At 62.2% G+C, this 22,932-nt stretch carries 17 protein-coding genes; 7 read left to right on the top strand and 10 right to left on the bottom strand.

The window, feature by feature from the left end; genetic code table 11:
* Positions 1–55: 55 nt before the first annotated feature.
* The gene (locus tag AC3IT9_RS18410) at positions 56–988 is read right to left on the bottom strand and encodes a DMT family transporter (protein ID WP_489270634.1); all 933 of its coding nucleotides are present in this window, start codon (positions 986–988) and stop codon (positions 56–58) included.
* 84 nt (positions 989–1,072) lie between these two features.
* Between AC3IT9_RS18410 and AC3IT9_RS18405 the strand changes: the two genes are divergently transcribed.
* Both AC3IT9_RS18405 and AC3IT9_RS18400 read left to right on the top strand, forming a co-directional pair.
* On the top strand, positions 1,073–1,636 hold the full coding sequence (locus tag AC3IT9_RS18405; protein ID WP_150756601.1) for a helix-turn-helix domain-containing protein: 564 nt from the start codon (positions 1,073–1,075) through the stop codon (positions 1,634–1,636).
* Between the two features lie 14 nt (positions 1,637–1,650).
* Positions 1,651–3,102: an FAD/NAD(P)-binding protein gene (locus tag AC3IT9_RS18400; RefSeq protein WP_489270633.1), complete on the top strand. Its 1,452-nt coding sequence runs from the start codon at positions 1,651–1,653 to the stop codon at positions 3,100–3,102.
* Positions 3,103–3,649: 547 nt separating this feature from the next.
* Here the strand turns inward: AC3IT9_RS18400 and AC3IT9_RS18395 are convergent.
* Positions 3,650–5,899, bottom strand: a complete 2,250-nt coding sequence (locus AC3IT9_RS18395) for an Ig-like domain-containing protein (RefSeq protein WP_489270631.1) — start codon at positions 5,897–5,899, stop codon at positions 3,650–3,652.
* Positions 5,900–5,934: 35 nt separating this feature from the next.
* Complete coding sequence (locus AC3IT9_RS18390) at positions 5,935–7,281, bottom strand: hypothetical protein (RefSeq protein ID WP_489270630.1); 1,347 nt, start codon at positions 7,279–7,281, stop codon at positions 5,935–5,937.
* A gap of 276 nt (positions 7,282–7,557) precedes the next feature.
* On the opposite strand from AC3IT9_RS18390, the gene AC3IT9_RS18385 reads away from it, so the two are divergent.
* The 4 genes from AC3IT9_RS18385 to AC3IT9_RS18370 all read left to right on the top strand — a co-directional run bounded on the left by AC3IT9_RS18385 (position 7,558) and on the right by AC3IT9_RS18370 (position 13,303).
* Positions 7,558–9,003 carry a sensor histidine kinase gene (locus tag AC3IT9_RS18385; protein WP_489270629.1) on the top strand — a complete coding sequence of 482 codons (1,446 nt, stop codon included), beginning with the start codon at positions 7,558–7,560 and terminating at the stop codon, positions 9,001–9,003.
* A gap of 186 nt (positions 9,004–9,189) precedes the next feature.
* Positions 9,190–10,305, top strand: a complete 1,116-nt coding sequence (locus AC3IT9_RS18380; RefSeq protein ID WP_489270628.1) for an SCO family protein — start codon at positions 9,190–9,192, stop codon at positions 10,303–10,305.
* A gap of 102 nt (positions 10,306–10,407) precedes the next feature.
* Complete coding sequence (locus AC3IT9_RS18375; protein WP_150728399.1) at positions 10,408–11,901, top strand: sensor histidine kinase; 1,494 nt, start codon at positions 10,408–10,410, stop codon at positions 11,899–11,901.
* Positions 11,870–13,303: a sigma-54-dependent transcriptional regulator gene (locus tag AC3IT9_RS18370; protein WP_489270627.1), complete on the top strand. Its 1,434-nt coding sequence runs from the start codon at positions 11,870–11,872 to the stop codon at positions 13,301–13,303. Before AC3IT9_RS18375 ends, AC3IT9_RS18370 begins: the two co-directional genes overlap by 32 nt.
* Before the next feature lie 271 nt (positions 13,304–13,574).
* Here the strand turns inward: AC3IT9_RS18370 and AC3IT9_RS18365 are convergent, their stop codons facing one another.
* Positions 13,575–13,952, bottom strand: a complete 378-nt coding sequence (locus AC3IT9_RS18365) for a hypothetical protein (RefSeq protein ID WP_489270625.1) — start codon at positions 13,950–13,952, stop codon at positions 13,575–13,577.
* A 172-nt stretch (positions 13,953–14,124) separates the two neighbouring features.
* Between AC3IT9_RS18365 and AC3IT9_RS18360 the strand changes: the two genes are divergently transcribed.
* Positions 14,125–14,931, top strand: a complete 807-nt coding sequence (locus AC3IT9_RS18360; protein WP_489270624.1) for a class I SAM-dependent methyltransferase — start codon at positions 14,125–14,127, stop codon at positions 14,929–14,931.
* A gap of 1,031 nt (positions 14,932–15,962) precedes the next feature.
* On the opposite strand, the gene AC3IT9_RS18355 is transcribed toward AC3IT9_RS18360, so the two are convergent.
* From AC3IT9_RS18355 to AC3IT9_RS18330, 6 genes are all read right to left on the bottom strand, one after another.
* Positions 15,963–16,757, bottom strand: coding sequence for a ChbG/HpnK family deacetylase (locus AC3IT9_RS18355; protein WP_489270623.1), 795 nt, complete (start codon positions 16,755–16,757; stop codon positions 15,963–15,965).
* Positions 16,729–17,940, bottom strand: a complete 1,212-nt coding sequence (locus AC3IT9_RS18350; protein ID WP_489270622.1) for a GNAT family N-acetyltransferase — start codon at positions 17,938–17,940, stop codon at positions 16,729–16,731. Before AC3IT9_RS18350 ends, AC3IT9_RS18355 begins: the two co-directional genes overlap by 29 nt.
* A 4-nt stretch (positions 17,941–17,944) precedes the next feature.
* Entirely contained in the window at positions 17,945–18,631 is a 687-nt protein-coding gene (locus AC3IT9_RS18345; RefSeq protein WP_489270621.1) for an N-acetyltransferase, read from the bottom strand.
* Positions 18,632–18,715: 84 nt separating this feature from the next.
* Entirely contained in the window at positions 18,716–20,635 is a 1,920-nt protein-coding gene (locus AC3IT9_RS18340; RefSeq protein ID WP_489270620.1) for a hypothetical protein, read from the bottom strand.
* The gene (locus AC3IT9_RS18335) at positions 20,632–21,936 is read right to left on the bottom strand and encodes a lipopolysaccharide biosynthesis protein (RefSeq protein WP_489270619.1); all 1,305 of its coding nucleotides are present in this window, start codon (positions 21,934–21,936) and stop codon (positions 20,632–20,634) included. Before AC3IT9_RS18335 ends, AC3IT9_RS18340 begins: the two co-directional genes overlap by 4 nt.
* On the bottom strand, positions 21,933–22,931 hold the full coding sequence (locus AC3IT9_RS18330) for a polysaccharide deacetylase family protein (protein ID WP_489270618.1): 999 nt from the start codon (positions 22,929–22,931) through the stop codon (positions 21,933–21,935). Before AC3IT9_RS18330 ends, AC3IT9_RS18335 begins: the two co-directional genes overlap by 4 nt.
* Position 22,932 lies beyond the last annotated feature (1 nt).

Raw genomic sequence — 22,932 nt, 5'->3', positions numbered from 1 at the left:
GGAGCGAGCTTGCTCGCGATGGCGGCCTATCTGGAAATGCAGAGTTTGCGGTTTATCACTGAGTTTCCTGCTCCAGCTCTTCCTCAACCACCGCACCCTTACCCTTGGTCTTCAACTCACTGACGATCACCGCCGCTACAATCAACCCGGCCCCGACCAGGGCAATCGCCGGCAAGCGTTCCCCGGCAATGCGCCCGACAATCCCGGCCCATACCGGTTCGCCGGCATAGATCAGCGTGGCGCGGGTCGGTGAAACGCTTTTCTGCGCCCAGTTCATCGCCACCTGAATCGCCGCACTCGCCGCCCCCAGGCCCAGCGCGCTGCACAGCAGCAACCAGGAAAAGTCCGGAATCGCCTCGTTGGTCGGCACCACCATCAGGAACGACAGCACCGAAGTGACTGCCAGTTGCACCGTCGTCACCCGGCGCACATCGACCTGGCCGGCATAGGTGCTGATCAGGATGATCTCGGCCGCAATGGCCACGGCGCTGATCAAGGTGGCGATTTCACCGGGGCTGAAGTTGAACGAGGCACCGGACGGCCCGGACAACAGCATCAACCCGGTAAAGGCCAGCATGATGCCGATGCTGGGCATCAACCCCGGACGCCGCCCCAGCACCAGCCATTGCAACAACGGCACAAACGGGACGTACAGCGCGGTAATGAATGCCGATTGGCTGCTGGGAATGCTCTGCAACCCGACCGTCTGCAAACCGTAGCCGAGCATGATGGCCACGCCGATAAACGCCCCGGCCTTGAGTTCGAACAGGGTCAGGTCGCGCAGGTGACGCCAGGAAAACAGGGCGACGATGCTCGCGGCGGCGGCAAAGCGCAGGCCGACGAAAAACATCGGGCCGCTGACGGTCATCGCATGCTGTACCAGCAGGAAGGTACCGCCCCAGACCATCGTGATCAGTACCAGCACGCATTCGGCCTTGCTGAACCTTGTAAAACGGGAGGAAGCCTTTGGGGAGTTCACCGACGTCATGACCTTGCACGCTACTGGAGGGGGACGCACAATGCGCCGAATGTTGCGCAGTATACTGCCCAACCCCACTCAGTGAGCAATATAGTGCACAAAGATTCTACCCAACGGGCTTCGGTCCTCCAGCACGTCAGTCAAAACGTCCGTCGCTTGCGCCATGCCGCCGACCTGAGCCAGACCGCGCTAGCCGAAAAGTCCGGTGTCAGCCGCCGAATGCTGGTGGCGATCGAGGCCGGGGAAAAGAACGTCAGCCTGACCACCCTCGACCGCGTGGCCGAAGCCCTCGACGTCGCCTTCAGTGACTTGATCCAGGCGCCCGACGCCCGCGATCCCAGCCGTATCAATGAGCTGGCCTGGACCGGCACGATCCCCGGCAGTAAAGCGGTGTTGCTCTCCAAAGCCCAGGCCAGCCGCGAAGTCGAACAGTGGGAATGGTGCCTGCAACCGGGCGAGGTGTATCCGTCGGAGCCGGACGCCGATGGCTGGAGCGAGCAGATTTATGTCTTCGAAGGTTGCCTGACCGTTATGCTCGGCGACCAGCCGCAGCATATCGGCGCGGGTGAATTTTTCATGTTCGCCAGCAATCAGCCGCACTGTTATCGCAACGATGGGGCGGTGGCGGCGCGGTTTGTGCGCAATGTGGTGATCTGAACAGGGAGAGTACGATGGGCCAGACCTTGACCAATGACGCCGACATCCTGATTGTCGGTGGCGGCCTCAGTGGCGCGCTGCTGGCGGCGCAGTTGATGCGTTTGCCGGGCCGGCGCCGGGTGCTGGTGATCGAGCCCAGGGCCGAGTTGGGGCGGGGCGAAGCCTACAGCGCGGTGGAACTGGGCCATACGCTCAACGGCAATGCGGCGCGGATGAGTGTCGACCCGGACAACGCCGACGACCTGACCCAATGGTTGACCGGGTACATCGAGGCTGGCGGCTGGCCGGAATCGGATCAGCAGCACGTGCCGATCAGCGAGCTGTTTCCGCCTCGCGGGATTTTCGGCCTGTACGCCCGGCAGCGCCTGGCCGAAGCGCAGGCGGTGGGCGCTTTGAACGGTTCGACGGTCGAGCATGTGCAGGCCGAAGTGGTCGATTTGCAAACCGATGCCGACGTCGTGCGGTTGACCTTGAGCGATGGCCGATGCTTGCAGGGCGCTTTTGCGGTGCTGGCCACCGGGATGTTTCCCGCCGCGCGCACGCCACAAACCCGGTCCAGTGGCTTGAATGCGGCGGCCCTCGATCCGTGGGACGTGGCGGCCATGCAGCGGCTCGATCCGCAATCGACGGTCATGATCATCGGCTCGGGCCTGACCATGGTCGACGCCGTGGTGTCCCTGGAACAGGCCGGGCATCGCGGCCCGATCGAAGTGTTTTCCCGTCATGGCCTGCTGCCCCATGTGCGGCGCCAGCCACCGGCCTGGGTGGATTTTCTCGCCGAGGATCAGGGCATCCGCACACCTCGCCAGTTGATGCGTGAACTGCGTCGGCACTGCCGGGACGCTATCGCTCAGGGCGTCGACTGGCAGGCGCCGCTGGATACGGTGCGGGCGCACATTGGTCGCTTGTGGCATCAGGCGACGGATATGCAGCGTCGGCAGTTTGTGCGGCATGTGCGGCCGTGGTGGGAAAGCCATCACCACCGCTCGCCACCCTTGAGTGCCGAACTGGTGGAGCGCTTATATAAAGAAGGGCGGTTACGTATTCACGCGGCCTCTTACCAGGGCCTTGAGCCTTCGCTGAATGGCGAGGTGAGTATTCGCCTTCGACGGCGCGGCGAAGCGCACAGCTGTGTGGTCAGCGGTGCCGCCCTGATCAACTCCAGCGGTATCGAATACGACTGGCGCCGGGTTGCGCGGCCGTTGCCCCGGCAATTGCTCGCCCGAGGCCTGGTCCGGCCGGGGCCGTTGGCCTTGGGCATCGCGGCAGAGGTCGATGGTGCGGTCCTGAACGCCGAGGGGCTGCCCGCCCGCCGTCTGTTTGCCATGGGGCCGCCTTTGCGCGGTATGTGGTGGGAAAGTACCGCCGTCACCGACGTGGCTAGCCAGGCCAAGGCGTTGGCCGGGCGGCTGACGGGACTCGTCGATCAGGTTGTGGGTATGAGTACATATCCGTTGCTGCGGTAACGGCGGCTGGTGGTTTCGCCCTTACGGCGAGTCACTTTTTTTACAAGCCCTAAAAAAGTAACCCAAAAAACGCTCGCCCCGAACGTACGGCCCCTCGCTAAGGCTCGGGGTTCCTTCGCTCCGGCATTCATCCGGGGGCATCGCCTCCGGTCGGCTTCGCTCGACCTCCTCTCGATGTGTTCGGCTGCGCCGAACGGCGCTGCGCGCCCATCCCCGGATGAACACCTCCACTCAGCCTGCCGAGGGGGCGGGTGGATCAAGATCAAAAGCTGCAGGCGAGCTAACGCTCGGCCTGATGAGTGGTTAGAAGCGTGGGTGTACGCCGATCTGCTTTTGCTCTTCTGTGGGAGCAGTGTCGAGCGCAAAATCCGTGTACAACCACGTCCCCTGTGGGAGCGAGCTTGCTCGCGATGACGGCCTGTCAACCGACTCAACTCTCACAGACGAACAAACCCGGCAAAAAACCGCGGCCCCCCACCCGAGGCCGCGGTTTTCCATAGGGCTCAAGCCGGCCCCATCAACCAACGTGGCTAATGGGGCGCGGGGCTCAGTTGGCGATCACCGGCACCGTCCGCACGGAGCCTTGGGACGAGGTGATCGTGGCGGTCGGGTTCGCCGACGGTACGACCGTGGTGGTGTTGTTCACTGTCAACCGCCAGCGACCGTTCCCCGGTACGGTGGTGGTGCCCAGGGTGACCAGTCCGGTCGGCGTGGTGACCTTGATGGTGATGGTGTTGCCGGTGGTCACCGATGAGGTGCCGGCAAAGTTCCAGGTGAAGCGGTTATTGGAACGGGCGCTCACCGTTGCGGTGGTCACTGCGAAGGTTTCCGCAGCAGGTCGTGGCGAGACCTGCACCGTGACCGTGGCCGGCGACGTCGACTGGGCGCCGAAGCTGTCCCGGGCGATGTAGGTGAAGGTCGTGGTGAAGGCCGTGGTGATGGTGGCCGGTGGGGTATAGGTGAGCACCGTGCCGTTGCTGCTGACGGTGCCGCGATCTGCCGGTGGTTGAGTGAAGCTGGCGACCGCGAGTGGAACATTGCCTTCCGGGTCGCTGTCGTTGGCCAGCACGTTGATTGGAATCGCCACACCCAGTGTCGTGACGGCATCGGCGACTGCCACCGGAGGCCGGTTAGGCGCCACGGTAATGGTCACGGTTGCCGCTGTCGTCGAGGCCAGGCCTTTGACGTCTTGGGCCTTGTAGGTGAACGTCGTGGTCAGCGGCGCGTTGACGACAGCGGGAGGGGTGTAGACCACCGCCGTGGTGCCGCTCAATGCCACGGAGCCCTGCTCGGTGGCCGGTTGGGTCAGCGCCGTAATGCTCAGCGGCGTATTGCCGTCCGGGTCCCTGTCATTGGCCAGCAGGTTGAGGGTGATCGGCACGCCGAAGCTGGTGCCGCCGGTATCGGCGACGGAGATCGGTGCCTGGTTCGCCCCGGTGTCCGGTGCAGTGCCGACGACTATGACCGGCTCGGTGTCATTGCCGCCGGCGGCGGATTTGACTGTAACGGTTGCAGGGGGTTGGGTCAGGTCAGCCACCGTCAGGTGTTGCAGGGTGCCGGTTTTCGACAGCCGTCCGTAACCCTGGGCGACCATGTCCGGCACCACCACCTCGTCTGTGGAAGTGGCCTCGATCAGCAGGCTGTGGTTGCTCCAGCTATAACGGGCGGTCTGGATTTTCACCACGTCCGAGAGCTTGCTCGACACCGCGGTCGGGCGGGTGGTCCCGGCCGGGTTGGTGGCGGTGACCACCACGACCGGCGGCACGGTTCCATTGGCCAGCAGATGCTGGGCGAAGAACACGCCGTTGTTATCGCTCAGCATGTTGGTCTGGCAAGGTGACACAGGCGGGCCGGGGACCAGGGCGATGCTTTCGCGAAAGCACAGGGTCGAACCGGTGGCGGCTTTGGCAAACACTTCGACCTGTGTGTTGTTGCCGCCAGTGCCGGCTACGCGGCGGTAGGTGGCACGGCTCATGTCCACCGCGGTTTGCACGCGGTTGTCGAGCACCTTGCCGGACAGGGTGAAGAGGTTGGTCTGGATAGTCCCGGCCGGGCCCTGGATGCGCACGAAGTTAGTGTTGTTGGGGCTGCCGGTCACGGCTTCGGTGAGGTTCGGGTCGCCGACGAAGGTTTCGACGGCGCCGGTGTCCGGGTTCACTTCGGTGTAGGGGCCGTTGACGCTGCGCAGGAACGGACCGATCGCCCCATTGACTGCACCGCTGAAAACCCCCGGCGCACCGACGCCGACGTCCCGGGTGATGTTGATTGCACGACGGCCGGGGGTGGTGACGTTGACCGTTTCCACGCCATAGGGGTGGGTAATGGTGTAGGTCCCGGCTGTGGGAATGTTCACCCGCATACGAATCCGCGCGAAGCTGATCTGGTCGCCGTCGAGCGGGTTGCCGCCAGCAAATGCAGCTTCGATCCCGGCGACATAAGCGTCCATGCCATAGCCGGCGGTGTTGTTGGGGATGCTGGTCTCGGCAAGGAACCAGAAGGCTTCGTCTGGCCAGTTATCCGGGAACACCATCGGCTGGGTGTCGTCGAAAACGCCAGGTGTCGGCAGCAGGGTGCACATGTAGGCCGGTGGCACACTGGCAGCGACCCGCGAGCTGGCGGCGCGTGACTGGCACAGCTCCATCGACAGTTGATTGTTGTCCTGATACCAGATCGGGAATTTCCCGGTGGCAAAGGTGTAAGGGCCGGGATCGACGGCGGCGAGTTGCGCGAAGGCACTGTCGGACAGCGATAGCGTCAGTCCCAGGGCGTTGAGCGCCAGGCGTGGCCATTTGTTCATGATGCCTCCTGATGAGGATCTGGGCATGTGGGCGTTCATTGCACGATGACCACTTCTTCGGTATCGCTGCCGCCATTGGACGACGACACACGAACCTGGGCTGGCGGAATCGGCGAGATCCCGGTGGCCAGGCTTTTCACCGCGCTGTCACCACTCAAGGCGCCGATGGCGATACCGGTGCCGGAGGTGGCGGTGAGTACCGGTGGCGATGTTTCATCGCTGGTCGAGGCCACGATGGTGATTTGCCCGGTGCTCAGGCTGTACTCGGCGCGTGAGATCGTCACCAGGTCGGTCAGCTGCATGGGCAAGGTGGTCGGCGTGCTGCTGGTGATGGCCAGGTGGTTGTCGGCGGTCACCTGCAAGGTGCTCGGCAGCGTCGGATTGTTCGGCGACTGCGCATACCAGTGGCCAGTGGTGTTCGCTTCGGTGAAGTTCAGCACCGGGTTGTTGCTGTCCAGGGTCACGCTGGCCGGTGGTGGCGGGGCCAGCACGAACACGTCCTGCTGGGCCACCGGGGCGCTGGTGCCGGGCTGTCGCGAGTAGGTGCTGCGCTCGGCGATCACCGGGGTCGGCCGGACCACCGTCGACAACTTGCCGGATACGGCGAAGAGGTTGGTGCGCAAGTCCAGGCCATTGGGGCCTTCGAGGCGCACGTAGTTGGTGTTGAACGGGCTGCCGGTGACGGCTTCGGTGAGATTCGGATCGCCAACGAATTGTTCGGCCTGGCCAGTGCTCGGGTTGGTCTCGGTGTAGGGTCCATTGACGCTGCGCAGGAACGGCCCGACGTCACCCTTGAGCGCGCCGTCGTAGGTTTTTGGCGCACCGATGCCGATGTCCCGGGTCATGTTGATCGCCCGCCGGCCGGGAGTGTCGACGTTGAACACTTCGACGCCGTAGGGGTGGGTGATGACATAAGTGCCGGCGGTGGGCACGTCGATGCGAATACGGATACGGGCGAAGCTGATCTGGTCGCCCTCCAGCGGATCGCCGCTACTGAAGGCTGCCTCAACCGCCGAGACATAGGTCAGGTCGATGCCTCGGGCGGCATCGACGATGGTGGTTTCGCCCGTGGCCCAGAACGCTTCGTCGGGGAAATTGGTCGGGAAGACCAACGGTTGAGTGTCGTCGAAAATACCGGGGTTCGGGATCAACGAGCACATGTAAGTCGGGGCGCCCGGCGTGCTGGCAACCCTGGAACTGACAGCCTTGGATAAACACAGGTCAAGGGTTCGGCCGTGGGTATCTTGATACCAGGCGGCGAAATTGCCATTGGCTGGCAGGTAGGGTCCGGGGTCTGCGGCAAACAGCGCTGCGTGGGCAATGCCTTGGGCTAGAGCGGTCACAATCAGGGCGGACGCGGTTTTGCACAGTAAAGGGTGCATGAGTATTCCCTCTATCGAAGTACCTGTCCCTTGGGCATGGGGCAGTTGGCAGGGTGTTCGGCAACTTCCATACCAATCAGCGAAAACGCCCGTGGGAAGCCCGGAGTAAGGGCGATGGCGCAGTCGCGGGTGACAGCCTGGGAGGCTGGGACGCGGGCGGCTTTCCCCAGCTTTGGGGGTGGATAGGGTGCGCGGGGCGGGAGGGGATCGTAGTACACCGGGCAAACAGCCATGCGTGGGCTATAAACCTATAGGGGGTTTCCGGGAACCGTGTCCATGAACACAATCGCCAAAGTACTTGCGACCGAAAGCGAAGTTCGCTTGAACACGCGCAAGGAGCCGTTCGATCTGCTGCGCTGGTTTTCACTGATCAGCATGCTAGTGATCGGTACGGTGGCGGTGGCGCTGGGGGCGGTGTCCTCGCGGTTCGTGATTACCGAAAGCGTGCAGCGCGATGCGCTATTGACCTCACAATTCATCCAGTCGATTGCCTCGACCGAAGTGCGCCATGTGTCGATTCCCAAAGTCCGGACCATGGGCGAGTTGCTCGACCCACGAAAAGACAAAGACTTTCCTGACGTCGACCCGCTGTCCCGTGCCAGTGCCCGTGATGATTTCCTCGACCATATCGAAAATTTGCCGGACGTGATCCTGGCCAACATCTATGCCCCCGACCGCATGGTGATCTGGTCGACCAACCCGGCCTTGATGGGCATCACGATCCATGGCGATGAAGACCTCGACCGGGCATTCAATTCGAAAATTTCCGTGTCGACCAGTTACCACGATGTAGACAAATCCCGCATGGAGCAGAAGTTCCTGGAGCCACCCAAATACACCTTCATCGAAAACTACATTCCCCTGTTCGACGCCGATGGCAGCACCGTCACGGCGATGGTCGAGATTTACAAGGAGCCGAAGGACCTGATCAACCGCATGGAGCGCGGCCTGGTGCTGATCTGGCTGGCGACCGCCCTGGGCGGCGGTCTGATTTACCTGGGCCTGTACTGGATCGTGCGGCGGGCGGCAATCCTGCTGGCGACGCAGCAGAAGCAATTGATCACCAACGAAACCTTTGTGGCGCTGGGGGAGGTGTCCTCGGCGGTCGCCCACAGTCTGCGCAATCCGTTGGCGAACATCCGTTCAAGCGCCGAGCTGGCGATAGAGTTCGACAGCGGTCCGGCGCATAGGCACATCAACGACATCATTGGTCAGGTCGATCGCATGTCGACATGGGTACGGGAGTTGCTCCAGTCCCTGCGACCGCTCAATGACGAGGCGGAACCGGTGAACCTGGTGGCGGCCCTGCATGACAGCCTGATGGCTTACGAGCATCAGATCAGCAAGGCCAGGATCAACGTGGTGTTCGAGCCGGACCAGACGCCCATGGTCCTGAGCCAGCACGTGCAACTGACCCAGATCCTCAACAGCCTGCTGTCCAATGCGGTGGAAGCCATGGACGGCGGCGGTACGCTGACCATCCAGATCGAGTCGCGCGATGCCCAGCGCGTCAGCGTGAGGGTGAGCGATACCGGCAAAGGCATGAGCGAGGAACAGCGCACCATGGCCTTCCGGCCGTTCTTCACCACCAAGCAGGGCGGGCTGGGAGTCGGGCTGGTGCTGGTCAAGCGGATCATGGAGCGTTTTGGCGGTGCGGTGACCCTGGATAGCCGTGAAGGCGAGGGCACCACTGTTCGCCTGTCGTTTAATCTGGTCCCCTGAAAACGGGGATGAACTACCCCCAATATCGGGGGTTCAATCCCCGGTCCTTTCCACGGTCATCGCCCATTGATTGTGATAAATCATTGTTTTGTTGAGTGTTAGTACTTTTTTATAAAAAAAACACATGATTGGCGAGGTCCTTGCAAACCACCATTACCCCCCTTCACGACATCGAGGCGGCTGGTGATGGAAAAAAAAGAGCTGCATTCGCCACGCGCACGAGCCTTGGGCATGCACCTGGTGCTGATGCTGGTGACCGGTTTGCTGGCCAGCCAGCTGCTGGTTGCCAGCCAGCCGACGTCGACGCCCGCACCTGCTCCTGCAGCCACTTCCGAGCCCGCTGTCGTTGAAGACGCCACCCCGTGGGGTGGCAACTATTTCCCCAACACCCTGCTGACCGACCAGGACGGACAGCAGCTGCGTTTTTTCGATGATTTGATCAAAGACAAGGTGGTGGTGATCAACTTCATCTTCACCTCGTGCAGCGACTCCTGCCCCCTGGAAACCGCGCGCCTGCGCCAGGTGCAGAAACTGCTGGGGGATCGGGTCGGCAAGGACATCTTCTTCTACTCCATCAGCATCGACCCCTTGAGTGATACCCCCGAGGTGCTCAAGGCCTATGCGCAACGCTTCCAGGTCGGGCCCGGGTGGAAATTCCTCACCGGGGAATTCGCCGACGTCACCGACCTGCGCAAAAAACTGGGGCTGTTCATCGAAGGCGTCGATAACGGGCGCAACAAGGACCACAACCTGAGCCTGATCGTCGGCAACCAGGCAACGGGCCGCTGGATGAAAGCCTCGCCGTTCGAAAATCCGTGGATTCTGGCCGACCAGTTGGCCAATACCTTGCACAACTGGAAACAGCCCAGTGTGGAAGAAAGCTACGTCAACGCACCGGAAATCCGCCCGCCGAGTAATGGCGAAGAGCTGTTTCGCACCCGCTGCGCGTCTTGCCACAGCCTCGGTCCGCTGGACGGGCAGGGCATCGGCCTGCACAGCATCGGCCCGGACCTGATCGGCGTGACCTATCAGCGCGATCCGGCCTGGCTCAACCGCTGGATCCGCGAACCTGACCGCATGCTCGCGGAAAAGGACCCGATTGCGATGGAACTGTTCGAGCGCTACAACAGGATCTCGATGCCTAACCTGCGGCTGGATGAGCGTTCCGTCCAGTCCATCATCGATTTCCTGCAAGAAGAAACCGATCGCCAGCATCCGCCGGTGGTGCCAGTGGCCAGTGGTAACGAGGAGCCTGAGCATCATCATTCGGTCGCGCAACCCGACATGCCCAAGGTGCAATAGCGTCAAAAAAATTACGTTGGCCAGTCAATGGCTATCAATGCCACCTACACTGATCCAGAAAGCGGCTGAACAGGCTCGATTTCAAGTATCCAGGACACCGCCATGCAGATACTAGAACAACAAAAAGTAGCTGCGCCGCAGGCTCCGGCAGCACAACGCAAGAGTTGGCGGCCGCAGTTCAATTTACTGCGCTGGTTTTCCCTGGCGAGCTTTCTGATCATCGCTGTGGTGGCGCTGGGGCTGGGTTACATCTCCACGCGCTTTGTGGTCGACGAAAGCATCGAGCGCGATTCGATGCTGACCGCGCAGTTCATCCAGTCCATTGGCGAGGCTGAAATCCGGCATGCCGGCATTGCCCCGGGCCGAACCATGGGCGAAATGCTCGACCCGCGCATGGACGATGCCTACCCCGACGTCAACCCGGCATCCCGGGCCGCCGCGCGCGTTGAGTTTCTCGACCATGTGGAGCATCTGCCGGACATCCTGCTGGCGACGGTGTACGCCCTGGACCGCACCGTGGTCTGGTCGACCAACCCCGAGTTGATCGGCGTGCGCATCGAGGGCGACGATGAGCTGGACGAATCCTTCGAAATGAAATCGCCGGTGTCCACCAGCTACCACGAAATCGATGAGGAGCGTCCCGAGCAACGCTTGCTGCGCGAACCGGAGTATTTGTTCGTCGAGAACTACATTCCGATGTTCAACGCCGACAGAAGCAAAGTGATTGCCATGGTGGAAATCTATAAAGAGCCGCTGGATCTGGTGGAACGCATCCAGCGTGGCTTCAAGGCGATCTGGCTGGCCACGCTGATCGGCGGGGCGGCCATTTACCTGGGGCTGTTCTGGATCGTACGACGCGCGGCGACGCTGTTGCAGAGCCAGCAGAAACAACTGATCGCCAACGAGACCTTTGTCGCCCTTGGCGAGATGTCTTCGGCGGTCGCCCACAGCTTGCGCAACCCGCTGGCCAATATCCGTTCCAGCGCCGAACTGGCCCAGGGCATCGCCAGCCAGACCGCACAGAAAAACATTGGCGACATCATCAGTCAGGTCGACCGCATGTCGCGCTGGGTCCGTGAATTGCTGGTGTCGTTGCGGCCGATGAATGACGACTGTGAAACGGTCGACCTGGTGCTGGCCCTCGAAGACACCTTGAGTGCCTTCGAGTCCCTGATCAAACGTTCGGACGTCGAAGTGCGTTTCTCTCCTGTCAGCGTGCCGCCGATCGTCAGCCAACAGGTGCTGCTCACGCAAATACTCAATAGCCTGTTTGCCAATGCACTGGAAGCCATGCCCAAGGGTGGCGTGCTGACGATCGAGATCGATTCCTCGGTGCCCGGCGACTTGAGCATGACCCTGACCGACACTGGCAAGGGCATGTCCAAACAACAGCAACAAATGGTCTTCAAGCCGTTCTTCACCACCAAGCAAGGTGGGTTGGGCGTGGGCCTGGCCCTGGTCAAAAGAATTATGGAACGGTTTGACGGCTCGGTCGAACTGACCAGTCGGGAGCAGGAAGGAACCCGCGTTTGTCTCAATTTCAAAGTGGCAACGGGAGGGGCATATGGAGCACAGCATTCTGCTGGTCGAGGATGACGAAATTCTCGCCGAGAATATTCAGACTTACCTGGAGCGCAAGGGCTTCGAGGTGACCGTTTGCCACTCGGCCGAAGATGCACTGGAGCAATTGGGTTCTTTCGCTCCTGACGTGGTACTGACCGACAACTCGTTGCCGGGCATGAGTGGTCACGACCTGATCCAGAAGCTGCGCATCAGCGCGCCGGATCTGAAAGTGATCATGATGACCGGTTACGGCAACGTTGAAGACGCCGTGGCGGCGATGAAAGAGGGGGCCTTTCACTACGTCACCAAACCGGTGGCCCTGCCAGAGCTCAAGCAGTTGTTGGACAAGGCCCTGGCCACCGACCGCATGGAGCGCACGCTGTCGTTTTACCAAGAGCGCGAAGCCCAGAAGTCGGGGGTGCAGGCACTGATTGGCGAGTCGGCACCGATGGCGTACCTCAAGGGCACCATCACCCAATTGCTCGACGCCGAACGGCGCATGGTCAACAGCGATTTGCCGCCGGTGCTGGTGGAAGGCGAGACGGGCACCGGCAAGGAACTGGTGGCCCGGGCCTTGCACTTCGACGGCCCGCGCGCCAAAGGCCCGTTCATTGAATTCAACTGTGCTTCGATCCCGTCCAATCTGGTGGAGTCGGAACTGTTCGGCCACGAGAAGGGCGCCTTCACCGACGCCAAGGATCGTCGCATGGGGCTGGTGGAAGCGGCCGATGGCGGCACGCTGTTCCTCGATGAAGTCGGTGAAATGGACCTGCTGCTGCAAGCCAAGCTGCTGAAGCTGCTGGAAGACCGGACCATTCGCCGGGTTGGTTCGGTGAAGGAGCGCAAGGTCAATCTGCGGGTGATCAGCGCCACCAACTGCAACCTCGAACAAATGGTCCAGCAAGGCAAATTCCGCCGCGACCTGTTTTTCCGCCTGCGCATCATTTCCATCAAGGTGCCGCGCCTGTATGCCCGTGGCGCCGATATCCTGCTGCTGGCCCGGCACTTCCTGGGGCTGCATGGCAAACGCTATGGCAAGCCGAACCTGCATTTCAGCGACCAGGCCGAAGATTTGCTGCTCAGCTACAGCTGGCCGGGCAACGTGCGCGAACTGCGCAACATGCTGGAGCAAACCGTGTTGCTGGCGCAAAGCGACACCATCGCCGCCCATCAGTTGAACGTCTGCCTGAGCCTGGTGGATGAGCCACCGATGTTTCATCACGAGCCGCCACATTCCAGTGAGCCGCGTCCGTCCTACAACGGCAGCGAGTCCATGAACCTGCCGGAAGTGGAGCGCGACATGGTGCGCAAGATGCTCGACAAAACCGACTGGAACGTCACCAAATCGGCACGCCTGCTGGGTCTGAGCCGTGACATGTTGCGCTACCGGATCGAAAAGCTCGGCCTCGCCCGCCCGGACAAACGCCAGTGGTAGGGGGTGTTCTCAATTAGTTTCCCCACCGCGTTGTCGCCTTAAAGCTGGCCAGGCAAGGCGTAGGCCGCGGGGAATGGTTGTTCCCTTTCCAAGGCCTGCAACGCAGCATGGCCAGCTTTAAGGCACAACCCGAAGGGCCGGGTCTGCTGTTGTGCAGGGCTGTGTTGCTCGAAGCTGATTTGGAATGACCAAACTGCGCTTCTCGCGCCTTGCCCTGCACAACAGCAGACCCGGCGCGGTAGGGAAACCAATTGAGAACGCCCCCTAGTGCTCACTGCAACACCGGGCCTTGACTCAGACAGGACTGCATGCAGCCGGGGTTCTCAACTTCCTGGTTCACGTACACGCCACGCTCCGGATCGTAGGAGCGGATAAACACCCGGACCGTGGCGTCGGCCACTGTCGGCAGGCGTGAGTCGGAAAACACGTGCTCGCTTGAAACCGGAATGAATTCCCCGGGCGCGGTCGGTATGTACGAACCCGGCGGCACGATGTTCATGGACGGTGGTACGGGGTGCGCGAAGGGTTGGTCGGCGCCGTAATAGTTGAATTCGCTGCTGTAGTTGGTGGTGGGCATGTCGTCGGCGTGGGCGACAGCGGGCGCGCCAAGGCAGAGGGCAAGCAAAAACGTCAGGTCGGTCTTTTTCATGGCAACACCTGCTAAATCGGTTTAACCACATTCCCCCCAAGGTTATTAACTATAGCTGCCACCGTGGACAGCCGTCGACGCTGCGCGGATTACAAGTTCGCAACACCTGCCAGGATGAGGTTGATCTAGACTCCGGCCGGTCAAATCGACGACCCGGACCCTGGAGCATGCAATGGAACTGCCGACAAAAGAACAAGCCATCGCCAGCAACCGCGAGGCGTGGAATGACTCCGCCCGTCACCACAAAGACTCCAGCGAATGGCAAGCCTTGTTGAAGGGCGTGGAATACGCGGAGTTTTCCTGCCTGGACGACACACTGACCGCTTTGCTGACCCAGACGGGTGTCGACGGCAAGGACGTGGTGCAACTGGGCTGCAACAACGGCCGCGAAAGTCTGTCGCTGTTTGCCTTGGGTGCGCTCAGCGTGGTGGGCGTCGACCAGTCTGAAGCATTTCTCGGGCAGGCACGGGAACTGGCGTCCCGCTCGCCCCATGCGCCGCAATTCATCGAAGCGGACATTCACCACTTGCCGGCCGGACTGCAGGAGCGCTTTGACCTGGCGCTGATCACCATCGGCGTCTTGAACTGGATGCCGGACATCGGTGAATTCTTCCGCCATGTGGCGCGTACGCTGAAGCCGGGTGGGGCGCTGGTGGTGTATGAAACCCACCCGTTCCTGGAAATGTTCGACCCCGAGGCAACCGATCCTTTTCGTCTGGCCAGTTCATACTTCCGTCGCGAACCGTTCGTGCAGCACGAACCGATCGTCTACGAAGGCAAGGTTGAGCAGCCGTCGGCGGCGTCCTACTGGTTCGTCCACACCCTGGGCGACCTCTTCAGCGCCGCCATTGCCGCCGGGCTGCAGATCCGTCACTTCAAGGAGTACCCGCACTCCAACCGTGAAGAGCTCTATGACCGCTATCAACAGCAGGTGGCGCAGTTGCCGTTGTGTTTTACGTGGGTGGTGGTGAAGAGCTGAGGGATGTGTAGCTCGGACTGACGCCTTCGCGAGCAGGGTCGCGAAGGCGGCCTGACAGCCGACCTGTTTTTTGTTGATGGTGTACATATCCGGTTTTTTGGTAACGGCGGCTTATGGTTTCGCCCTTACGGCGAGTCCCTTTTGGCAGACGCCCCAAAAGGAACCAAAAGGTCTCGCCCCGAACGTACGGCCCCTCGCTAAGGCTCGGGGTTCCTTCGCTGCGGCATTCATCCGGGGGCATCGCCTCCGGTCGGCTTCGCTCGACCTCCTCTCGATGTGTTCGGCTTCGCCGAACGGCGCTACGCGCCCACCCCCGGATGAACGCCTCCACTCAGCCTGCCGAGGGGGCGGGTGGATCAAGATCAAGAGCTGCAGGCGAGCTAACGCTCGGCCTGATGAGTGGTGAAGAGCAGTGGTGTACGCGGCTCTGTATTTGCTCTGCTGTAGGAGCGAGCTCGCGATGGCGGCCTGCCAGCCGACCGAAATCTTGCAGATGTACTGAGTACCTGTGGGAGCGGGCTTGCCCGCGAAGACGGCCTGCCAGCCGATCGAAATCTTTCAGATGTACTGAGTACCTGTGGGAGCGAGTTTGGTCCGGGCGGCGTTCCGACGATAGCGGCCTGCCAGTCGACCAGGTACATCACAGACAAACGAACCCCGCGATCAGGCCGGCCGGTAGGCCGCCTCGCTTTGGCTTTGGCTTTTGATCTTCTTGCCCCCTCGAGAGGCCGAGTGGAGGTTCTGTGCAGTGGGCAACCCGGCATGGATGCCGGGTTAGCCGCCGCCGGCCATGGATGGCCGATGGCGGCGGGCCCACGGAGCAGGACCGGAGCGAGGGCATGCCGAGCCTTGGCGAGGCACCGAACGTAAGGGGCAAGAGCCCTTGGTTACTTGGGGCTTTTCCAAGTGACCCGCCGTAAGGGCGGAACCCTAAGTGGCCGTTACCGCAGAAACGGATATGTACACCATCAAAACAAATGCGCCTGACACAAAGCCATCGCGAGCAAGCCCGCTCCCACAGGGATTGCGGATTACTCCAGAACGCCCTGTGCGCGGTGAGGCGCAGCTTCGCCCGCTGCGGTATAGGCCACCCGAGGCACACCCGGCAAACGCTGCTCCAGCAAAGCACTCAAGGACTCTCCCGGTTCCAGGTAGGCATCGCCGAAGTCGGCGCCGAGCTGGTTCGGGTGGGCGACGATTTCCAGCAGTCCGTCGGGCGGTGGCTCGGCGTTGCGCAGATCCACCGGGGTGCACACGTAGTCGGCGGTGGCACCGGCCAGGTTGCTCAGGCGACGGTTGAGCAGGTCCTTGAACACGCGCTTGGGCAGGCTGAGGTTTTGCCCCAGGTTGCGCGCCAGACGCACCGGCACCCCCTGGCGGGCGGCGAAGCGCGCGACGATCTCGCCGATCGGCCAGATGTTGTGCACGTGTTGATGGGAGTCCAGGTGGCTGGGGCGCAGGCCGTTGTCCAGGCAGCGCTGCCACTGGGCTTCGAGTTCTTCGAGCACGGCGTGGCGATCACGGCGCCCGAGCCAGAGGCGGGTGCGGGGCAGGTTGAGGTCGAACACGCCGGCACCGTCGCAAAACGTCGGACGCTGCACAATGCTCTGGCTCAACGGCCGGCCATAGGTCAGGTTGAAGTGCAGGCCAATGCGGCCTTCGAGCAACGGATGCCGGGCCAGGACGCAAGCCGCTTCGAACGCCGGCATGTTGGCCATGGCGGTGGCGGAGCTGATGAGCCCGGCCTGGAACGCGCCCAGGATCACCGCGTTTTCGCAGGCACTGAGGCCGAAATCGTCAGCGTTGACTATCACTTGCCGAGGCATGTTCACCCTCCTTGAGATTTTTCGTAGGCGCAGGCGCTTTGACCGCAGGTGCCGCGACGGGCGCCGGGGTGGCGACTGCGGCCGCCGCGCGCCGGGCGCGCCATTGCTGCAATCGGGGTTTGAAGCGTTGCCAGACCCGCAAGGCCAGCCCCAGCAGCAGACCGCTGGGGCGCCAGGAGTAAAAACTCCAGCGCCAGTGTTCCAGTTGCCCGGTCATGCGTTCGTGCAGTTGATGGCTGGAGTTTTCCAGGCTGACCCGCGACGCATCGATCCACAGCCAGTTGTCTTCCAGGCCCCAGCGAATCCACTCTTCGAGCAGCACCCGGCCGCTGCCCAAGTCGGCATATTGCGGCAGGAACGCCAGATTGTAGTCGTACAGTCGGCCCTGCTCCAGCAAGCCGAGGCGATAGCTGATGCAGCGCCCCTCCAGTTCCAGCAACACCACGCGCACCAGGCCTCGGGCCGCCAGGGCGGTGAAGGCGCGGTCCATCCACTGGCGATGGCGCGCATCGGAAAAAATCCCGACCCCTTCATCGCCTTTCCAGCTCACCGCTTCGACTTCACTGATTTCCTGCAACAGCGGCCCCATGGTCAGGGAGTCGGGGGTAATCCGCCGCACCTGGGCACCACACGCGGCGATGCGTTTGCGCGCCCGGCGCAGTTTGTAGCGCGGGTCGCCGGAGACTTCCTGATGGTCGGCCTCGCTGATCAGGTGCACCGGCACCCGACAGCTGAGGCGTTGTTCGGCGGTCGAACTCAGTGCCTGCCACGGTGCCAAGGCCTGCGCCGTGGAACCGACCAGTTCGTTGAGTTGCAGCACGGCATGGGGCAGGCGTTGACGGATCTGCGCCAGCGCCTTGCATAAATTGTCGCCTTCCAGCCTCGTCAGCAGTGCGAGGCGGTCGGTGAGGGGGTAGCCCAAATGATGCAGGACCCGAAACGGCAAACGCGCAAAGCGCTCCACGGACGCCACCAACGGTAGGCACAGCGTTAGTTCTTCACCCTGCCAGCCAAGCAGCACGTGCAACTGCTCGCCGGGTTTGAGTGCCAGTTCCGAGGCGTATAGCCAGGCCAGGGTGTTGAACGGCGTGTGGTCCGTTACGCGCTGGCGCAACGATTCATAAGCCGCAATCGGAAAGTCGTCGGTGCACAGCGAAGTGCGCCATTCGAATCGTGCAGACATAGGGTCAGCTCGCCTCGGCTGGAACAGGAGAGGGTGCCGGTTTGCGCAAGGCATCCAGGCGTGAACCGCTGTAGCGGGTTTCGCGGAAGAAGCGCCAGCCGAACAGGTGGTAGATGTTCATGATCCGTCCCTGCTCGCGATACCCCATGCGCATGTGCAGCTTGAGCGCGGGAATGTTGTGGGACTCGCAGATATCCACCACTTTGTTGCAGCCCTGATCAGCCATGGCTTTCCACAGGTTCAGCTGGAAATCGACCGACAGCGTGGTGCCCCGGTAGGCAGGAATCTGTTCGAGAGCGAACTCGAAGAACTCACCTGGCTTCACCGGGAACATGCAGCCGTAGTAATGACGGTCGAAATAATCGCGTGTGCTGCCCCAGATAAAGGCCACGGTATCGCCGTTTTCATCCAGATACATATGCCCGGTATACCCTTCGGACGCCAACTCGGCCATGGTGCCCACGCGATCGCCGAAGTGTTTGGCGAACGCCACGGCATTTTGTGGGGTGATGGTTTCCAGTCGCAGCGGTGTATAGGGCCGCAGCTTGTGTGGCGGTACCGGGCTCGCCAGATCGCGCTCCATCCACAACAGTTCTTCGTGGAAAAATACGTAGTGTTTCCACAACTTGCCGACGGTGGCGCGCAGGCCTTTTTGCTTGATGTGATCGCTGAGTTTTTTCAGAGCATTCATGTTTTTGACTCCTGACGGTGTTGGCCGTGAGTGGAGTGACTCAATGCGCGACGAATCGTCCACGCGGTAAAAAATCAATGACGTTCATGAGGTGCTCCAGCTGAGGGCAAACAGGGTTTCTCCTGGTAAATCGAAGCTGATGCGACCCTCCAGGCATTTGAAGGATGCGTCGCGACTGCGGTTGTCGGCGCCGAAATAGCGCAATGATCCCTGGGTCAATGGACATTGCGCACCGGCCAGGCTCACACGCTGCAAGCGTGAGCCTTTGTTGACGCCCAGCAGGCTGCGTTGTTGCCCGGCAGACATGGCCAGCACGTCAACCTCGAAGGCGTCGTTCTCCAGGCGCATGACATCGTGTAGCCAATGCTGGCGGATAAATTGCTGCGCCAGGCCTACGGGCTTGAGCTCGAATTCACCCTCGCCGAGCATGCGCAACATGCCCTTGGGATACTCAGGTTCGTCGGCGGCCTGGAACCAGCCGAGCATGTCGAGCAAGCCGTCCTGGGAAGCATTGATGATGACCGAGGCCCACCATAACGAGGCGTAGTGGGTTTCCTGATCGTAAGGGCTGAGGCTGGCCCCGCTGGACATGTTGGTCTGGTCCAGCAACAAGGCTTTGCGCGGTCGTCCCTGGGCATCGAGCCCCACCAGCTCTGCCGCTTTGCGTACGCTATCGCGGTAGACGCGGGTCGCCAGCAGGTCGCGGACCATCCATTCGTGCCACGCCAGCGCATCGATCTTGTCGCCGGACTCGGCCAGCAAGCGTCGGGCCCAGTCGATGCCGCGCTTGTCGGCGGCATGGTCGACGAACGGGCCATTGACGAACCGGGAGCTGGCCGGCATGGCGATGCGTACGCCGGCTTTGGCGTTGTCCGGGTTGCTGCGCACTTGCCAGGCCATGCTGTTGAAGAGGCGCTGGTAGCTGGCGTAGTCCGGGTAGTTGAGGTTCGGTTCGTCGGCAAAGCCGATGTAGTGCGTGCCCTTGCCGCCAAGTGCGCGTGTGGCGGCGAGCCAGGCGTCGAGGCCGGCGTTGCTGGTGGTGTCGGCGCGCAGGTCGGCCCGGCGCTGACGGCCGGCCAGCAGGGTGATGTCCTGAGTGATGCCCAAGCGATCCTGATACAGCCGGCGGAACACGTCTTCGTAATGCGGCCGCGTCGCCATGATGTCGACCAGGCTGTAATAGGTTCCGGCCTGTGGTTGCAGGGCATCGAGCACGGCGAAACTGGAATCCGGCAGTCGCGCATAGGGCAGGGCGATACCCAGGTTCGGGGTCTTGCCGAGCACGTCGTTGTGCAGCGTCAGCCGGGTCTGGCCTTCGTCTTCGCGCAAGGGTTTGAGCTGTTGCGGGTTCTGGGCGAACAGGTTGGCCGTGCCGTCGAGCCAGAATGCGACCTTGCCGCTACCGCGCAGGTGCAGGCGCCAGACTTGATCGGTGGTTGCAACCGGCAACTCGACTTTGTCGAACTGCCAATAGGCGGGATAAGGCTTTAGAGACAACGAAAGTTGTTGGCCGTCACTCACGCGCTGCGCTTGCAACGCGCCGACGCCGCCGTGGAATTTACCGGCCAGCACCGCGTGCTCACCGGCCGCGACTTTGAAATACAACTGGTCACCGTCCCGGGGCTCGGCGCTGAAATGCACCTTGGCCGGGGCGAACAGTGCGACGGTGTGGTCGTCGTGCTCAACCGTATAACGGCGGAAGCTGTAGCCAGGAATTTCCAGTCGATAACTGGCGGCGCCCGGCGCCAGGGTCCAGCGTTGACTACCGCGGGGCTCATTGGCGGCAATCAGTCGTTCGCTCTGGAGTTTGCCCTGGCCGTCGAGCAAGTACAGGTGTTCTTCGTTGGCTTCAGCCTGCCACACCGGGGCCCAGAGCACGGTCAGGGTGTCGGGGCGGTCCGTTTGCAGGTACAGGCTGCCGTCGCGGATATCAGCCCAACGCATGGTTGCGGCTTCGGCGCTCAGCCCGAGGCCGAGACTCACCAGCAATAACAGGCGTTTCATGCCGATTTCCGTTGCAGCATCAGCAGCATCGGCGCGATGTCGCCGGGCAGGACGATGAGCGTTTGCCAGACCGGCACGTGGCTCAACCGGCAATACACCACCAACAGCGCCAGGGTCACGGCCAGGTACGCGATAGAGGACGCCGCTGCTGCGCCGACGATGCCGTAGGTCGGGATCAGCAGCACATTGAGCGCCAGGTTGAGCAGGGCGCTGAGGCCCATCAACAACGAAATCGTGCCGGGCCGGTTTTTGCCCAGCAGGTCCAGGCGCAGAATGCTCATGTAGCACAGACCCAACAGGCCTGGCAGCAGCGCCAGCAACGCAGGATAGGCAGGCTGATAGGCCTCGCCAAACAGCGTCACGATCAACCATTCACCGACCACTGCCATGGTCAGGCAAGCGCCGAGCATCACCGTAGCGGTCAAGCGCAAGGCCAGAGGCGTGACTTTTTCGATGCCTTCTTCCTGTTGCAGCAGACGCTTCATCAGCGGCGTGGTCACTGCTTCCGGAACGATCAGCAGCAACTCGGCGGCCGCGCTGGCCATGGCGTAGTGACCCAGCGCCGTGGTGCCGAGCAGGGCGCCGATGAACAGGTAGTCGGAGCGCAGAATCACTTGCTGGAACAGCAGGTCTGGATGACTGCGAACGCCGTAGCGCAGCAGTTCGTTCTGACTGGCGCGGTCCCATTGCAGGCTCAGCGGATGCTCGCGCTTGAGCCACACCCAACCGGCCAGCACCACCAGGCTGATCCCCGTCAGCCAACTGATCAGCGCCGCTTCCAGGGCCGCGCTTTTCCACATCCAGAACAGGGCAAGGAACACCAGCAGCGGCGCCAGCGACTCGATCAGGCGCAAGGCATTGAAGGCGACCACGCCGCCCGAGGCGTTGTGCAGGGTCAGCAAACCGCTTTTGAGCACGGTCAGCGGCACCGCCAGCAGCAACAGCCAGGCGAGCAGGCCCAATTGCGTGGTGATGTCCAGTTCACTGCCGAACTCGCGGGTCAGCGCCACCACCAGCAAGGTCAGCAACGCCGCCGGTAGACAACCGAACAGCAGCACCTGGCTGAGCAGCAAGCCCATCGGTCGCTGCTTGGCCGCCTGGTAGCCCACCGCTGAATTCAAGCCGCCGCTGGTGGCAGCGCTGATCAGGTCGGGCAGGGCGCTGAGCAAGGCAAACAAGCCCCGTTCGCTGGGGCCTAAAATCCGCGCCAGCAACACGTTACGCAGCAAGCGCAGGGCGATCATCGCCAGTTTGGTGCCCATGCTCAGGGCCAGGTGCCTGAGGTAGTTGTTGCGGCTCATGGACGCGCCCCACGGTAGATGCGCCAGGACAGCAACCCGGGATTGCGCGCGGTACGCTGGCTGACGCCGAAGCGTGGCAGGGCCAGTGGATCTTCGGTTCCTCGATAAATGCCGGTGCCGGTGCCCAGGGCAAACGGGAAGTCATGCCTGGCCACCTGTTGGCGCACCCGCGCATCGTTGTCGCCATTGGGGTAGCAGTAAACCGGCAGCGGCTGGTTGCAGCCGTGGAGCAGTGCCTCGCGACTGCGGCTCAGTTCTTCATCCAGGCGTTGATCGTCGAGACCGGTGAGGATGGCGTGACTGGCACCGTGGGGGCCGAAGCGCACCAGGCCGGACGCTTCCAGGTGGCGCACTTGCTGCCAGTCCAGCGCCTGGGGCAACGACTCTTGCGGGCAGGCGTCGGTCAGGCGATTGAGGTCCAGCGGCGACAGGGTTTTCAGACTCTGCAAAAAGTTCAGCAACGCCAGGCTGCGGCGTTGCGGATCCGGGTCATCGCACAGTGGCGGCAACGGGCGCCCAAGTTGCTGTTGGCATTCGATCAGGTGCCGGCGTGCCTGTTCGCCATGGCTGTTCCACAGTGTTTCGCCGATGCTTTCCCACCAGAAGCGCTGGCGGCTGCCAATGAAATCGGTGGACAGAAAGATGCTCGCCGGCACCTGGTGTTTTTGCAGCAGCGGGAACGCGTTCACCGCGTTGTCGCGCCAGCCGTCGTCGAAGGTCAGCGCCACTTTCGGCCGCTCCGAGCGCGCAGCCGGTTGCAGAATGTCCATCAGCGGTACGCAGTCGAAGTGTTTTTTCAACCACACCAGCAGATGTTCGAACGCCTTTGGCCCGACGCACAGTTCATTGCGATGGGGCAGTTCGGCGGCCTGGTCGCTGGCCAGCACCCGGTGCAGCATCAGGATCACCCCGGCGCCGTGCAGTTGATTGCGCCCGACCGGGGAGTTGAGGTACAGCCAGCCACTGGTGCGTTTTAACAGTTGTTTGATCGCCACG

The organism is Pseudomonas sp. KH_046_1, from assembly GCF_057839025.1.
Note: the sequence above shows the minus strand (reverse complement) of the source record. Positions and strands in the feature narration are given on the sequence as shown.